General features: G+C 68.3%; 12 protein-coding genes and 1 pseudogene. 9 read left to right on the plus strand and 4 right to left on the minus strand.

Translation table 11 applies throughout. From position 1 onward, the window contains the following. Window positions 1–4,944, plus strand: a 4,944-nt coding sequence (locus ACFCZF_RS18990) for an RHS repeat-associated core domain-containing protein (RefSeq protein WP_376672632.1), incomplete at its 5' end; no start/stop codon positions are given. Window positions 4,945–5,029: 85 nt separating this feature from the next. Here ACFCZF_RS18990 and ACFCZF_RS18995 read toward each other — a convergent pair. The 3 genes from ACFCZF_RS18995 to ACFCZF_RS19005 all read right to left on the minus strand — a co-directional run bounded on the left by ACFCZF_RS18995 (window position 5,030) and on the right by ACFCZF_RS19005 (window position 6,735). Further along, window positions 5,030–5,656 (minus strand): hypothetical protein, encoded by a 627-nt coding sequence (locus tag ACFCZF_RS18995; RefSeq protein ID WP_376672633.1) that lies wholly within the window; start codon window positions 5,654–5,656, stop codon window positions 5,030–5,032. Between the two features lie 214 nt (window positions 5,657–5,870). Beyond that, a complete protein-coding gene (locus ACFCZF_RS19000; RefSeq protein WP_376672634.1) occupies window positions 5,871–6,134 on the minus strand; it encodes an integrase core domain-containing protein in 264 nt (87 codons plus the stop codon). Between the two features lie 286 nt (window positions 6,135–6,420). Further along, the gene (locus tag ACFCZF_RS19005; RefSeq protein WP_376672635.1) at window positions 6,421–6,735 is read right to left on the minus strand and encodes a hypothetical protein; all 315 of its coding nucleotides are present in this window, start codon (window positions 6,733–6,735) and stop codon (window positions 6,421–6,423) included. A 124-nt stretch (window positions 6,736–6,859) separates the two neighbouring features. Between ACFCZF_RS19005 and ACFCZF_RS19010 the strand changes: the two are divergent. The 6 genes and pseudogenes from ACFCZF_RS19010 to ACFCZF_RS19035 form a co-directional block, all read left to right on the plus strand. After that, window positions 6,860–7,585, plus strand: a pseudogene (locus tag ACFCZF_RS19010) (ISL3 family transposase); the annotation flags it as partial. Window positions 7,586–7,616: 31 nt separating this feature from the next. After that, complete coding sequence (locus tag ACFCZF_RS19015; RefSeq protein WP_376672636.1) at window positions 7,617–8,168, plus strand: hypothetical protein; 552 nt, start codon at window positions 7,617–7,619, stop codon at window positions 8,166–8,168. A gap of 121 nt (window positions 8,169–8,289) precedes the next feature. Continuing rightward, window positions 8,290–9,012: a M50 family metallopeptidase gene (locus tag ACFCZF_RS19020; protein WP_376672637.1), complete on the plus strand. Its 723-nt coding sequence runs from the start codon at window positions 8,290–8,292 to the stop codon at window positions 9,010–9,012. 148 nt (window positions 9,013–9,160) lie between these two features. Then, window positions 9,161–10,477 (plus strand): 3-phosphoshikimate 1-carboxyvinyltransferase, encoded by a 1,317-nt coding sequence (aroA, locus tag ACFCZF_RS19025; protein ID WP_375922335.1) that lies wholly within the window; start codon window positions 9,161–9,163, stop codon window positions 10,475–10,477. Window positions 10,478–10,489: 12 nt separating this feature from the next. Further along, complete coding sequence (gene rsgA, locus ACFCZF_RS19030; protein WP_376672638.1) at window positions 10,490–11,503, plus strand: ribosome small subunit-dependent GTPase A; 1,014 nt, start codon at window positions 10,490–10,492, stop codon at window positions 11,501–11,503. Between the two features lie 148 nt (window positions 11,504–11,651). Beyond that, entirely contained in the window at window positions 11,652–11,975 is a 324-nt protein-coding gene (locus ACFCZF_RS19035; RefSeq protein WP_121749126.1) for a multidrug efflux SMR transporter, read from the plus strand. Between the two features lie 29 nt (window positions 11,976–12,004). Here ACFCZF_RS19035 and ACFCZF_RS19040 read toward each other — a convergent pair whose 3' ends face one another. Further along, entirely contained in the window at window positions 12,005–12,628 is a 624-nt protein-coding gene (locus tag ACFCZF_RS19040; protein ID WP_376672639.1) for a TetR/AcrR family transcriptional regulator, read from the minus strand. 454 nt (window positions 12,629–13,082) lie between these two features. Between ACFCZF_RS19040 and hisN the strand changes: the two genes are divergently transcribed. Together hisN and ACFCZF_RS19050 are read left to right on the plus strand one after the other, a co-directional pair. Then, the gene (hisN, locus tag ACFCZF_RS19045; protein WP_375922344.1) at window positions 13,083–13,883 is read left to right on the plus strand and encodes a histidinol-phosphatase; all 801 of its coding nucleotides are present in this window, start codon (window positions 13,083–13,085) and stop codon (window positions 13,881–13,883) included. Between the two features lie 144 nt (window positions 13,884–14,027). Then, window positions 14,028–14,429 carry a cyclic nucleotide-binding/CBS domain-containing protein gene (locus tag ACFCZF_RS19050; protein WP_375922346.1) on the plus strand — a complete coding sequence of 134 codons (402 nt, stop codon included), beginning with the start codon at window positions 14,028–14,030 and terminating at the stop codon, window positions 14,427–14,429. Window positions 14,430–14,466: the final 37 nt, after the last annotated feature.

Consider the following 14,466-nt stretch of genomic DNA (forward strand, 5'->3'; position numbering starts at 1 on the left):
GTCGACAAGAACGGCAACACGCAGACGTACACGTACGAGGAGCGCAAGTCCAACAACAAGCCGACGAAGTTCCTCCGGTACATCACCGACCCGGCCGGCCGGCAGTCGCTCACCATCGACTACTACGACAAGGCCGAGGCGAACTCGCCGAAGATCGAGGACCACATCCAGTCGGTCACCGACATCTCGGGCCGCAAGCTCGCGTTCGAGTACTCGGACAAGGGCCTGCTGACCAAAATGACCGACGGCGCGGGCTCGGCCCAGCCGAAGGTCTTCGGCTTCACATACGACGCCACGCAGGGCAACAAGAACGTCAAACTCGTCACCGCCACCGACCCTCGCGGCAACGCCACGAAGCTGGTGTACAACGAGCCGTCGGCCGGGGACGACCCGAAGTACCACTGGTGGACGAAGACCATCACCGACCGCCTCGACGGGAACACGGGCTTCACCTACGCGGCGGACACCGCCAATACCAAGTTCACCGACACGACCGTCACCGACGCGGAGAGCCACGCGACACGGTATGTCACTGACGACTACGGCCGCCCCGTCCAGACCACCAACGCCAAGTCCCAGACCACGAAGATGAGCTGGGACGCGGACAACAACGTCACCAACCTGGAAGAGGCCAACGGCGCCAAGGCTGCCTACTGCTACGACCAGAAGACCGGCTACCCCCTCTGGTCGCGCGACGCCGAGAACAACAAGAACGGCGTCCCGCCGGCCACGGACTGCGTCCCCGGCACCCACCCTGCGAACGCGTATACGTACGACTACCAGACCCGCGCCGACGGCTACGCCGCCGACCTGTGGCGCAAGACCTCACCCGAGGGCCGCGCTTGGCAGTTCGGCTACGACACCTTCGGCAACCTGAAGACGGTCACCGACCCCAAGGGCGTCGCGACGACGACGGCCGACGACTACACCACGACGTACGAGTACAACTCCTACGGCCAGTTGACCAGGGCCGTCGACGCCAACGGCAACCCGACCACCTACAGCGCCTTCGACGCGACCGGCTACCCGGAAACGATCACCGACGCGCTGGCCCAGGCCACCAAGTTCGTCTACGACGAGCGCGGCCAGGTCACCAAGGTGACCGACGCCTACGACAAGGTCACCACGCAGACGTACGACACCTTCGGCCGCCCCCTGGTCAGCACGGTGCCGAAGGACCAGGACGAGGGTGACCTGATCACCACGCCCACCGCGGAGTACGACGCCAACGACAACGTCACCACGTCGACGGCGCCCAACGGCGCGGTGTCCACCGCCGTGTACGACGCCGCGGACCAGATCACCTCGGCGACCGCGCCGAAGGACACCACCACCTCGGACGAACGCCGGAGCACCTACACCTACGACAGGGTCGGCCACCTCACCACGACCACCGAGCCCAAGGGCACGCTGACCACCTCGGAACCGGCCGACTACGTCACGACGAACCACTACGACGAGATCTACCAGCTCACCTCCGTGGTCAACGCGGACGGCGACACGATCCGTTACGGGTACGACGACGTCGGCAACACCACCAAGGTCGTCGACCCGAAGAAGAACGCCACGGCCGACACCACCGACTACACCACCAAGACCGCCTACGACCTGAACCACCGCGTCACCGTGGTGACGGACGCCGCGGGCAACACCACCAAGCGGGCTTACGACAAGGACTCCCTGGTCACCTCGACCACGGACGCGGAAAACAACACCACGCTCATCACCTACGACGAGCGCGGCAAGACCGCCGAGGTCAAGGTCCCGCACAGGCGCACCACGACGACCACCTACCGCACCTCCCGGTACGAGTACGACGAGGTCGGCAACACCACCAAGGTGATCACCCCGCGAGCCGTCGCGGCGGACACGACCACGGCGTTTACCGCCCGCACCGAATACGACGCGCTGAACCGGCCCGTCAAGCAGTACCAGCCCTACGACCCGGCGGACACCCGCCACAACGACCCGAACATCTACACCGAGACCGCCTACGACAAGGTCGGCCGAGTGGCAAAGACCTCGCTGCCGCCTTCCGAAGGGCAGACGGTCCGCAACACCACGGCCTACGACTACTTCGACAACGGCTGGGTGAGATCCTCCACAGACCCGTGGTCCATCGCCACCACCTACGACTACAACGACCTGGGCCGGCAGACGGCCCGCACCCTCACATCGGCGGGCGGTTCCTCCAACCGCACGATGGCATGGTCGTACTACCCCGACGGCAAGCTCAAGTCCCGCTCCGACGACGGTGTCCCGGTGGGCAGGTCGGTGGTCCTGGTGGACAACTCCGACACCCAGAACACCGCCACCACCGGCACCTGGACACAGGGGGACGGCACCGGCCAGCAGGGCTACGACCACGGCACCCACGCCGCCGGCACGGGCACGGACGCCTTCACGTGGACGCTGAACATCCCCGAGGACGGCACGTACACCGCGTACGTGAAGTACCCGGAAGTGACCGGCGCCGCCACGGCCGCCGACTACACCCTCACCCACGGCACCACCACCGAACCGGCCGTCACCAAGGACCAGACGACCGGACCCGGCACCTGGGTCGCCCTCGGCGACTACGCCCTCAAGCAGGGCGAGGACACCGAACTGAAGCTGGAACAGAGCGACACCGGCACCGCGGTGGCCGACGCGGTCAAGCTGGTCCGTGACAACTCCGCCGACACGGACACCGAACAGAAGACATTCACCTACGGTTACGACGTCAACGGCAACCTGACCTCGATCGACGACACGTCGTCCGGGGCGCGGATCGACGCCTACACCGTCGCCTACACCGGCCTCAACCAGGTCCAGAAGGTCACGGAGTCACTGTCCGGCGCGGAGAAGAAGGCCACGTCGTACACCTACGACGCCAACGGGCAGCCGGAGACGGTCACCCACCCCAGCCAGTACTCCCAGTACACCTACGACCTGCGCGAACTGGTCAAGACCGCCTCGGTCGGCAAATCGGCGACGGATACCGACCCGAAGGTGACGTCGTACACGTACACGGCTCGCGGCCAGAAACTGAAGGAAACCAAGGCCAACGACAACACCGTCGACTACACCTACTACCTCGACGGCGCCCTGAAGTCGACGACGGAGAAGAAGGCGGACGGCACCACGCTGGTCGCCTCCCACACCTACGCCTACGACCCCAACGGCAACAAGGCGCAGGACGCCGCGAAGAAGATGAACGCCGACAACCACGCGGCGTACCTCGACTCCACGACCGACTACTCCTACGACCCGGCCAACCGGCTCACCAAGTCCGTCAAGACGGGCAACGGCGCGGGCACGGAGACCTACGTCCACGACGACAACGCCAACGTCGTCAGCCAGACGGTCAAGGGCACGACGACCGCCTACCACTACGACCGCAACCGCCTCCTGACCGCGACGACCTCCGGCGTCACGGCCGACTACACCTACGACCCGTTCGGCCGCCAGCAGTCGGTGACGTCGCAGGGGCAGATCATCTCCCGGAGCGTGTACGACGGCTTCGACCACGTCGTGGAGTCCCAGAAGATGGACGACACCGGCGCGATGAAGTCCACCACGTACACCTTCGACCCGCTGGACCGCACCGCCTCGAAGACGGCGGACGGCAAGACCACCGACTTCACCTACCTCGGCCTGTCCGGTGAGGTTCTCGACGAGAAGGTCGCCGGCGAGCTGACCAAGTCGTACCAGTACAGCCCGTGGGGCGAGCGCCTGTCGCAGGTCAAGCACAACACCGACGGCACGTCAGAGGACGGCTACTACGGCTACAACGGCCATAGCGACGTCGAAACGCTCACGGACGACAACGGCGACACGAAGGCCACCTACGGCTACACCGCCTACGGCTCCAACGACGAGTCCGAGTTCACCGGCATCGACAAGCCCGACACCGCCGACCCCACCGAGGAGGACTACAACCCCTACCGCTACAACGCCAAGCGCTGGGACGCCCAGTCCGGCACCTACGACATGGGCTTCCGCGACTACAGCCCGGGCCTCAACCGCTTCACCACCCGGGACATGTACAACGGGGCGCTCGCAGACATGGGCCTCGGTACAGACCCGTACACCGGCAACCGCTACGCCTTCACCGGAGGCAACCCCACCAGCTTCCTCGAGCTCGACGGCCACATGCTCGCCCCTATCGGTGGTGGCAGCAGCCCGACTCTGTCGCAAGGCACCCTGACGGACGGGCGCACGGCGATCTACGACGAGTACGGAATCGGCCATATCGTCGCCAGCGATGGTGACAACGACGCCTCGAAGCTCGCTCTCCAGGCGTTGAACGACGACCTGCGGGCAGCAGGGCTCTTCTCCGACGGATCCGGAACCGGAGAGCAGTACCTTTTCCAGGACGACAACAACCCCGTGGGTAAGGGATCGTTCACCGACAAGAACGGCAAATTGCGCTTCAACGGGACGACGTCAGACTTCATCCGAGTCTCCTACGAGAACGGAAATATCGTAGACGTGGTCGACTTTGACGCGACGAGTTCGAAGGCCACCAAGGACCTGAAGTACGTTGCCGGGGACATCAACAACAAGATGAACCCAGGAAAGAAGGGACAAGCCAACAATGTGATCTATATTGCCCAGAGTGCGGACCAGGCCAAGGCCGTGGCCAGTCAATTCGCTAACGACCCGCGCGTTCGAGTACTTCACCCGAGCAGCGGAGTAGACACCGGGCGAGTATTCAACGGGGCGACCGGCGGCGCGAACGCGTCGCGAGTCAGTCCAAGGCTCCGGGGACGCATTTTCGGCGCTTCGGGGTTTCTCATGCCACTCGCCCAGAGCAACAGCTACGCGCGGAGCTTCGGACTCTGGGGTGGAGTCTGGGAGATGAGCAAGGACATCATAGATCCGTTCGGGTTCCACGAGCTGGTGGAGCCACCCTCGAACGGAGGTGGCATTTGTAATCCGTCTTCAGGTAGCTGCGCCTGAGTAGGCACCACCTGTCGAATACACGCCGCCGCCGGGTACCTCCGACGGCGGCGTGTATCGCCATTCATAGAACACGTGTGCTATGTCAGTGGGGTGCCATCACCAACTCGCCGATTACCTGTAGCCCGACTTGAGCCGCCAGCCAAGGGGCGCGTTCAGCCTCGACCTGCTTGACGTGTACGAACACCGTATGGTCGGTCGCGGGTTCATCGAGGTCGAGGTCGCAGGAGTTCAAGCACAGCGTCACGAACGCGCCTCGGGGTCCACCGGCACCGAGGCCCAGTGCAGGCGCCTCCGGCCAGCCTGAGAAGTCCCACCGCACCGTGGCCGGGTCCCTGCCCGTGGCCCTGAGAAGCGGAGCCACGAGGGCTGGGGGCATGGCCCAGCTCTGCAGTCTGACGGGGAGATGCATTAGGGGGTCGTCCCCGTCGGCCGACGAGCCGTCTCGTTCTCCTTCGGCCCACCAATCCGTGTCCGGGAGCAGCTCCATCAGGGCGGTCAGAGATGGAGCTGACGAAATCCTCGCCTCGTAGTCGATGTCGAGCTCGGTCGTGTCAGCGATGCCGAGCAGCTGCTGAATCACCCGCAAGGCCACCGCAAGATCGGCCGTTCTGAGAATGGGCTGCGCATACGAATTCGACATGAGGGACAGTGTGCCACCCAGGTCGAGGCCAGCAGACGACAGCTCGATGAGTGGCCTGGGCTCCGTCATGGGCGTCAGTCTGCTCCGACGACGCAGCCGTCACTTGCTTCCGTCCGACTCCGCCGACTCTGTTTCTCGCCGCCGGGGCGGAAGTGTCGCCGCTGGTACATTCCGCCCCGCAACGAGCCCTCAGCACGACCTTGCCGAGGCCACCGCCTGGGCCGATCACATGGCACAAGCACAGGCAGAGTGAAGCTTCCCCGTGATGTTGGACACTCGATGCTTACGCCGCGAGGGCATGTCCTTGCTCGTGTCGCTGTCGGATCTCCAGCGGGGTGAGGTAGCCCCAGACCGGATGCTTCCGCAGTCGGCGTCGGTTGTAGAAGGTTTCGATGAAGGCGAAGATCTCCGCGCGGGCAGTGGTCCGGTCGGGCCAGCGGCGGGTGCCGATCTCCTCTTTGAGCAGTGCGAAGAAGCTCTCGGCGCCGGCATTGTCGAAGCATGAGCCGGTTCGGCCCATGCTCTGCCGCAGCCCCAACCTGCCCATTTCCCGGCGTAGTTCGTCAGAGGTGTACTCCGATCTGCGATCGGAATGCGCGATGCAGCCGGGCTGCAGCCGGCCGCTCCGGCGGCCATCGTCAGCGCGTCGACGACCAGGGAGGCGCGGTGGTGGTCGGCCATCGAGTAGCCGACGATCTCACGGGTAGCCAGTACGAGGGCCCTTGACCACCCGGCGCATTGCCGGTTCGCTGGTATCACGATGCCCGGTGGGCAGTGCCTCGTCGCCTCCGATGAGACCCGGGTGGAAAGGGGCTGCTGGTGGCGGGGTGCTGTCAGCCGCTTTCCCGGTAGGTCATGAACCAGTGGGTATCGAAATAGCGGGCCATCGTGAACGGATGGTGCGGGTCGACGAGGATGCGGCATACGAACTCCGCCGCCTGGCAGCCGAAGGGGACGTCCTCGCCGTCGAAGGACTGAACCACGACGGGCCAACGATCGGGGTCGTCGCCGTCGGCCCTCCAGCAGTACAAGTCCTCGTGCTCAGTGCCCGCCCAGATGAGCAGACCGTCCTGTCTGAGATGCGTCCACGGCTCCTGGATCAGGTTCAGGAACCCGTCGAAGGCGCCCTCACCGAACGTCTCGACCATGCGCTTGTAGTGGGTCTTCGAATCTAGTGGGGGTGCGCCTCCCGTCGGCTCCGGCGAGTGGTTGCACAGCGTGAGCGCAGGCGTTGGCTCTCTCGATTCCGGAAGCCGAAGGCTTGCGCGCTTCGTAATCCGGGTGAGGATACGACGGCTGGTCTGTCCGGTCCTGGGCTGCAGGCGGCAGACCTTCCGAGAGCAGGTCCCCGGGCTCCTGGAGCGCCATCAGCGCCGCACCACACGTCTTACTGGCCAGCTCGCCGAGCTGGTCAAGGAGTTATGCGGCCGGGCGTCCGCCCGACTCGCCCGATCGCTGGCCATGCCCGTGTCGTACGCCTCCGCCCCGCGGCTGCTGCGGCGGGTGCCCGTGCCGGAGGTGCGGATCCCGCGGGTGATCGGGGTTGACGACTTCGCCCTGCGGCGCCGGCAGAGCTACGCCACGATCGTCATCAACGCCGAGACCGGTAAACAAATCGAAGTATTGCCCGGCCGCGAAGCGGCCACTCTGGAAGCCTGGCTGCGCAGGCATCCGGGCATCGAGGCCGTGTGCCGGGACGGATCGGCCACCTACGCCGAGGCGGTCCGCCGAGCCCTGCCCGACGCGGTCCAGATCAGCGACCGCTGGCACCTGTGGCACAACCTCGCCGAGGCCGTCCGCAAAGAAGTCGCAGCGCACAGCACCTGCTGGGCGAAAGCGGGCCCGCCCCCGGCTGAGGGGAGACAGGCCGCCACCACCCGCGAGCGCTGGCAGCAGGTGCACGCCCTGCGCGAGCGCGGAGTCGGCCTGCTGGAATGCGCACGGCGCCTGAACCTTGCTCTCAACACCGTCAAGCGCTACGACCGTGTCGCCGAGCCCGAGCGAGTACCTGACCGGCTCGGCCGCCTGGATGCTGGCGCTGCAGACGCGAGTCGAGACCCTCTCCAAGGCGTGTGACGCCACCGGAATCGCGCGGCCCGACGACGTCATCTCCGACATCCGCGTCCACTACGACTACAAGGGAAGCGTCACCAAGGCCGAGTCCCTGTCCTCGTACGAGGGCTCCACACCCAAGTACACGATGACCGGTGAAACCACCGTCGCCTATGGCCGCCCCACCTCGGTCACCGATGTCTACGGCAAGACGACCACCATGGCCTACGCGCCGGCCTCCGGTTCCACCGCCACAAAGGTCACCATGACAAACACCCTCGGCCATACCAGCACGGTGGAGATCGGCACCGGCATTGGTCACGCCGCGTTTGAAGCAGCCACGTACGGCCCACACAAGCACACCGGGATTGGTACGAGCCTCGTACTCACGGACCAGCGCCCTCGTGTGCAAGGAGATCAGCACCAGCCCAGCACGGAACGGGTTCCCCGGGGTGATCACAGGTGTCTACAGGTCAGCACGCAGTCAGCACGGGTAAGGCAAGAGCCCCGGATCACTCCGGGGCTCTAATGCTGTGAACTGCATGTTTGCCGTCAGGAACGATCCCTGTTACGCCAGCCTCTCAGATACCGTCCGCACATACGTGCCACACTGCCAGACCCCGCGTTCATACGAGGAGCCCTCACCGAACATGGACCACCTCGCTACGGCCTCGCTCACCTCCCTCTGGGACGAGGTCTCCGGCACCCAGCCCGATCCCGACCTGTGGGTGGTGATCGCGGCCCTGGTCGCCGCGCTCGCCGTCGTCGTGCCGCACGGGCTGTGGCGGATAGCGCGCAACGCGATCACCATCGCCCACGAGGGCGGTCACGGACTCGTGGCCCTGCTCACCGGGCGCACGCTGACCGGCATCACGCTGCACTCGGACACCAGCGGGCTGACCGTCAGCCGTGGCAAGCCGCACGGGCTCGGGATGATCCTGACCGCGGTCGCCGGCTACACCGCTCCCCCGCTGCTCGGCCTCGGCGGCGCCGCGCTGCTGGCAGCGGGGCGCATCACGCTGCTGCTGTGGCTGGCGACGGCGCTGCTCGTCGCCCTGCTGGTGATGGTCCGCAACGCGTACGGGGTGCTGACGGTGGTGGTCACCGGCGCCACGTTCGTCCTGGTGTCCTGGCTGGCCGGGCCGCAGGTGCAGGCGGCGTTCGCGTACGCGGTGGTGTGGTTCCTGCTGCTCGGCGGGGTGCGGCCGGCGTTCGAGCTGCAGGCCAAGCGGGCACGGGGCGGCGCCGGGGACTCGGACGCGGACCAGCTGGCCCGCCTGACCCACGCACCGGCGGGGGTGTGGTTCTTCCTGTTCCACGCGGTGTCGCTGTGCTCGCTGGTCGGCGGGGTGCGCTGGCTGCTGGAGCTGTGAACGGGGCGCACCGTGGGCGCACCGGTCCCCACGCTCCCGCATATATGCACGGCAATTGCACAGTCGAATTGCACTGTCGCGCTTTCGGTCAGGTTTCGCCGCTTTTGATCAAGATCTCCGATCGTCCCCAGCCATTAAAGTGGGGCCCATGACCGTGAACCCCGCGCACACCGCCCTCTGGCCCGCACCGCACGCGAGCGGAGCCGTCGACGCGACCGTCCACGTGCCCGGGTCCAAGTCGGTCACCAACCGCGCTCTGGTGCTGGCCGCGCTCGCCTCGGAGCCCGGCTGGCTGCGCCGCCCGCTGCGCTCCCGCGACACCCTGCTGATGGCCGGCGCCCTGCGCGCGATGGGCGTCGAGATCGAGGAGGGCGTCGGCCCGGACGGCACGGGCGAGTTCTGGCGCGTCATCCCGGCCGGTCTGCGCGGCCCGGCCACGGTCGACGTCGGCAACGCCGGCACGGTCATGCGCTTCCTTCCGCCGGTCGCCACGCTCGCCGACGGCGCCATCCGCTTCGACGGCGACCCGCGTTCGTACGAGCGTCCCCTGCACGGCGTGATCGACGCGCTGCGCGTCCTGGGTGCCCGCATCGACGACGACGCGCGCGGCGCGCTGCCGATGACCGTGCACGGCGGCGGCGCCCTGGAGGGCGGTCCGGTCGAGATCGACGCGTCGTCGTCCTCGCAGTTCGTCAGCGCCCTGCTGCTGTCCGGCCCGCGCTTCAACCAAGGTGTCGAGGTCCGCCACACCGGCTCGGCGCTGCCGTCCATGCCGCACATCCGCATGACCGTCGACATGCTGCGCTCGGTCGGCGCCCAGGTCGACACCCCGGAGTCCGGCGGCGAGCCGAACGTCTGGCGGGTCACGCCGGGCGCGCTGCTCGGCCGGGACCTGACGGTCGAGCCGGACCTGTCCAACGCCCAGCCGTTCCTGGCGGCGGCGCTGGTGACCGGCGGCAAGGTCGTGGTCCCCGACTGGCCGTCCCGCACCACCCAGCCCGGGGACCGGCTCCGCGAGATCTTCACCGAGATGGGCGGTTCCTGCGAACTGACGGACTACGGGCTCGTCTTCACCGGCTCGGGCGCCGTGCACGGCATCGACGTCGACCTCGGCGAGGTCGGCGAGCTGACCCCGGGCATCGCGGCCGTCGCCGCCCTCGCGGACTCCCCCTCGACCCTGCGCGGGGTGGCGCATCTGCGCCTGCACGAGACGGACCGCCTGGCCGCGCTCACCAAGGAGATCAACGAACTCGGCGGCGACGTCACCGAGACCGCCGACGGTCTGCACATCCGCCCGCGCCGCCTGCACGGCGGGGTCTTCCACACCTACGAGGACCACCGCATGGCCACCGCCGGCGCGATCCTCGGCCTCGCTGTGGAGGGGGTGCAGATCGAGAACGTGGCGACGACGGCGAAGACCCTGCCCGAATTCCCCGACCTGTGGACCGGGATGCTCGGGGCGTAGGGACGGTTCGCCATGCGCCGCTACGGCAAGCACACCGACGAGGACGACATCCGCTCCCGCCCCAACCGCAAGGGCAACCGGCCGCGCACCCACATCCGGCCCAAGCACGAGGACGCCGCCGAGGGCCTGGTCCTCACCGTGGACCGCGGCCGGCTGACCTGCCTCGTCGAGGACCGGATCGTGATGGCGATGAAGGCCCGCGAACTGGGCCGCAAGGCCGCGATCGTCGGTGACCGGGTGGCGCTGGTCGGTGACATGTCCGGCAAGAAGGACACGCTCGCACGCATCGTCCGCATCGAGGAGCGCACCTCCGTCCTGCGCCGCACGGCGGACGACGACGACCCCTACGAGCGGGTGGTCGTCGCCAACGCCGACCAGCTCGCCATCGTCACCGCCCTCGCCGACCCCGAGCCGCGTCCCCGCCTGATCGACCGCTGCCTGGTCGCGGCGTTCGACGGCGGCCTCACTCCGCTACTGGTCATGACCAAGTCGGATCTCGCGCCGCCCGACGAACTCCTGGAGCTGTACGGGGCGTTGGACATCCCCTACGTCGTCACCAGCCGCGAGGAGCTGGAGAACGGCGCCGCGGCCGACCTCGTACGGGAACATCTGGACGGCAAGATCACGGCCTTCGTCGGGCACTCCGGCGTCGGCAAGACGACACTCGTCAACACACTGGTGCCCCAGGACCGCCGTCGCGTGACGGGCCATGTGAACGCGGTGACGGGCCGCGGCCGGCACACGACGACCTCGGCGCTCGCCCTGCCGCTGTCCTCCGAGGCGGGCGGCTGGGTCGTCGACACCCCCGGCGTACGGTCGTTCGGTCTGGCGCACATCGACCCGTCGCGGGTCATCAACGCCTTCCCCGACCTGGTGCCCGGCACGGAGGGCTGCCCGCGCGCGTGCAGTCACGACGAGCCCGACTGCGCGCTGGACGCGTGGGTGGCCGAGGGGCACGCGGACCCGGCCCGGCTGTACTCGCTGCGCCGGCTGCTGTCGACGCGGGAACGCAAGGAAGGCGACTGACCTCCGCGTTGTTTGCCGTGCCCTGCCACCGGTAAGTGCATAATCGCACCAAGCCGGATCCAAGCCTGAGCAAAGCCGGACGAAGCGACCACGTGAAGAAGACCAGGCGACGCAGCGGTCACGGTACGGGACTACGGGAGGACAAGACATGGCGTGGCTGCTGGTCATAGTGGCCGGGGTGCTCGAAACCGGCTTCGCCGTCTGTCTGAAGCTGTCGCACGGCTTCACTCGCCTCTGGCCCACCATCGCCTTCTGCGTCTTCGCGCTGGGCAGTTTCGGCCTGCTCACCCTCGCCCTGAAGAAGCTCGACGTCGGTCCTGCGTACGCGGTGTGGACCGGCATCGGCGCGGCGGGCACCGCCATTTACGGCATGGTCTTCCTCGGCGACCTGGTGTCGACCCTGAAGATCGTCTCGATCAGCTTCGTCATCATCGGCGTGATCGGGCTCCAGTTGTCGGGCTCGGCGCACTGACGCGTCCGCCGCGTGAACAATCCCGCGGGTCAGTACGCCTGGGCCGTCAACTGGCGTGGCAGGGCGGTGCGTACGAGCTCCGCGGCCCCGCCCTCGGCGGGCGGCGCCGCGACGCAGGACAGGGCGAGACGCACGGCCAGTTCGCAGGAGCGGGCCAGCTCGGCGGTGTTCGGCGGCGGGAGCGGGCCGGCGCCGTTCAGGACGGCCACGGCACGGTCGCGTACCAGGGCGACGAAGTCCGCGGGCGAGGGCAGTGGACCGTCGGCCCGCCGCTGGGCCGGCACCGCGGAGGTGGACGGCACCGCGGTCAGGGTCGGTGAGGGGAGCCTCTCGCTCCAGCAGCCGGTGAGCATGGCCCGCACCAGCGCGTTCTCGCGGGCGGCGGACGTGGTCCACTCCGCGGTGGCGGTGAGCCGTTCACGAGGGTCGCCTGGACCGCCGGCGAGCGCACGCTCGACGCCGGCCAGATACCCGTCCGCCTCCCTGCGGACGAGCGCCCGGGCGAGGCCCTCCTTGCTCCCGAACTCGTTGTACAGCGTCTGCCGGGACACCCCGGCCGCCGCCGCCACGTCCACCATCCGCACAGCGGACCACGGCCGACGAGCCAGCGCCGTGTAGGCGGCGTCAAGCAGGGACTCCCGGGCTGCAGGCACCCTCGCCTCCCTCGGGCAGAGCGACTTGGTGCCCAGATTTGACGGGTATGGGGGCACTGTCAAGAGCCCTCGCGCGGGCAACCGCCAGTCGCTGTTCGGCGAAGCTGCGGGCAGTCGCGCGCCGCCGCCGCTGCGGGCAGTCGTGCCGCTGGGGCGGCACGGGTGGGCGCAGCGGCACCCCGTAACGCCGGGCAGCGCACCGCCCTCCGCCCGAGCCCGGCCGACCCGCGCCCCGTCAACACCGGACCGCACCCACACCTCCACCCCGCACCGAACAGACCCGCACCCCGCCACGCCGGACCACGCACCCACCTCCGCCCCGCACCGAACAGACCCGCACCCCACCAACACCGGGCCGCACACCCGCCCCACGCCGCCACCCGCCCCCGAATCCCACTCCACCCCGCCAAACCCCTGGTAGCCCCGGCCCGCCCCCGACAGATACCGTGACCGCATGCCCGACTACCTCGACGACCTCCGCCTCGCCCACGTCCTCGCGGACGCCGCCGACGCCGCGACGATGGAACGCTTCAAGGCCCTCGACCTGAAGGTCGAGACCAAGCCGGACATGACCCCGGTGAGCGAGGCGGACAAGGCCGCCGAGGAAGTCATCCGCGGCCACCTCGCCCGTGCCCGCCCCCGCGACGCGGTCCTCGGCGAGGAGTACGGCGTCGAGGGCACCGGTCCCCGCCGCTGGATCATCGACCCGATCGACGGCACCAAGAACTACGTGCGCGGCGTCCCCGTCTGGGCCACCCTCATCTCCCTCATGGAGGCGGGCGAGGGCGGTTACCAGCCCGTCGTCGGCCTCGCCTCCGCCCCGGCCCTCGGCCGCCGCTGGTGGGCGGTGAAGGACCACGGCGCCTTCACGGGCCGCAGCCTGACCTCGGCCTCCCGGCTCCAGGTCTCCCAGGTCTCCGCCCTCTCCGACGCCTCCTTCGCGTACTCCTCGCTCAGCGGCTGGGAGGAGCAGGGCCGGCTCGACGGTTTCCTCGACCTGACCCGCGAGGTGTGGCGCACGCGCGCGTACGGCGACTTCTGGCCGTACATGATGGTCGCCGAGGGCTCGGTCGACATCTGCGCCGAACCCGAGCTCTCCCTCTGGGACATGGCCGCGAACGCGATCATCGTCACCGAGGCGGGCGGCACCTTCACCGGCCTCGACGGCCGCCACGGGCCGAACAGCGGCAACGCGGCGGCGTCGAACGGACGGCTCCACGACGAGCTTCTCGGGTATCTCAACCAGCGCTACTGAGCGCCCTCCTGACGCGCCCGCACGCTCCCCCGCCCGCCCTCTTGTTGACCCGTGCTTTACCTGCCACTCTGAGAGTCCCCCCACTTGTGAACTTGTGAATCCATGAACTAACTCATGGATCACCGGCAGGAGGTGGCTCCACCCATGCTCGTCCGCGAAGCCATGAGCACGGTAGTCCTCACCATCGGCCCCGCCCACACCCTCCGCCAGGCCGCCGCCCTGATGTCCGCGCGCCGCGTCGGCGCGGCCGTGGTGTACGACCCCGACGCCGGCGGCATCGGCATCCTCACCGAACGCGACGTCCTCGTCTCCGTCGGCCAGGGCCAGGACCCGGACACCGAACGCGCCCACGCCCACACCACCACCGACGTCGTGTTCGCCGCGCCCTCCTGGACCGTGGAGGAGGCGGCCCGGGCGATGGCGCACGGCGGTTTCCGCCACCTCATCGTCCTCGACCGCGGCGAGCCCGCGGGCATCGTCTCGGTCCGCGACATCATCCGCTGCTGGGCCCCGGCCCGGGAGAGGGCGCAGCAGGTACCGGCCTGACCGCTGAAGCCGTTACGGGAAACGCGAAACGGGCCGG

The organism is Streptomyces sp. NPDC056296, assembly GCF_042268605.1.
Classification (GTDB): Bacteria; Actinomycetota; Actinomycetes; order Streptomycetales; family Streptomycetaceae; genus Streptomyces.

What these genes read in the sequence shown, in the direction of transcription:
- ACFCZF_RS19020 (WP_376672637.1), top strand. Translation starts at nt 8,290, where the DNA reads ATGGACCACCTCGCTACGGCCTCGCTCACCTCCCTCTGGGACGAGGTC.
- ACFCZF_RS19015 (WP_376672636.1), top strand. Translation starts at nt 7,617, where the DNA reads ATGCTGGCGCTGCAGACGCGAGTCGAGACCCTCTCCAAGGCGTGTGAC.
- rsgA (WP_376672638.1), top strand. Translation starts at nt 10,490, where the DNA reads ATGCGCCGCTACGGCAAGCACACCGACGAGGACGACATCCGCTCCCGC.
- hisN (WP_375922344.1), top strand. Translation starts at nt 13,083, where the DNA reads ATGCCCGACTACCTCGACGACCTCCGCCTCGCCCACGTCCTCGCGGAC.
- ACFCZF_RS19000 (WP_376672634.1), bottom strand. Translation starts at nt 6,134, where the DNA reads ATGGGCAGGTTGGGGCTGCGGCAGAGCATGGGCCGAACCGGCTCATGC.
- ACFCZF_RS19050 (WP_375922346.1), top strand. Translation starts at nt 14,028, where the DNA reads ATGCTCGTCCGCGAAGCCATGAGCACGGTAGTCCTCACCATCGGCCCC.
- ACFCZF_RS18995 (WP_376672633.1), bottom strand. Translation starts at nt 5,656, where the DNA reads ATGACGGAGCCCAGGCCACTCATCGAGCTGTCGTCTGCTGGCCTCGAC.
- aroA (WP_375922335.1), top strand. Translation starts at nt 9,161, where the DNA reads ATGACCGTGAACCCCGCGCACACCGCCCTCTGGCCCGCACCGCACGCG.
- ACFCZF_RS19035 (WP_121749126.1), top strand. Translation starts at nt 11,652, where the DNA reads ATGGCGTGGCTGCTGGTCATAGTGGCCGGGGTGCTCGAAACCGGCTTC.
- ACFCZF_RS19005 (WP_376672635.1), bottom strand. Translation starts at nt 6,735, where the DNA reads ATGGTCGAGACGTTCGGTGAGGGCGCCTTCGACGGGTTCCTGAACCTG.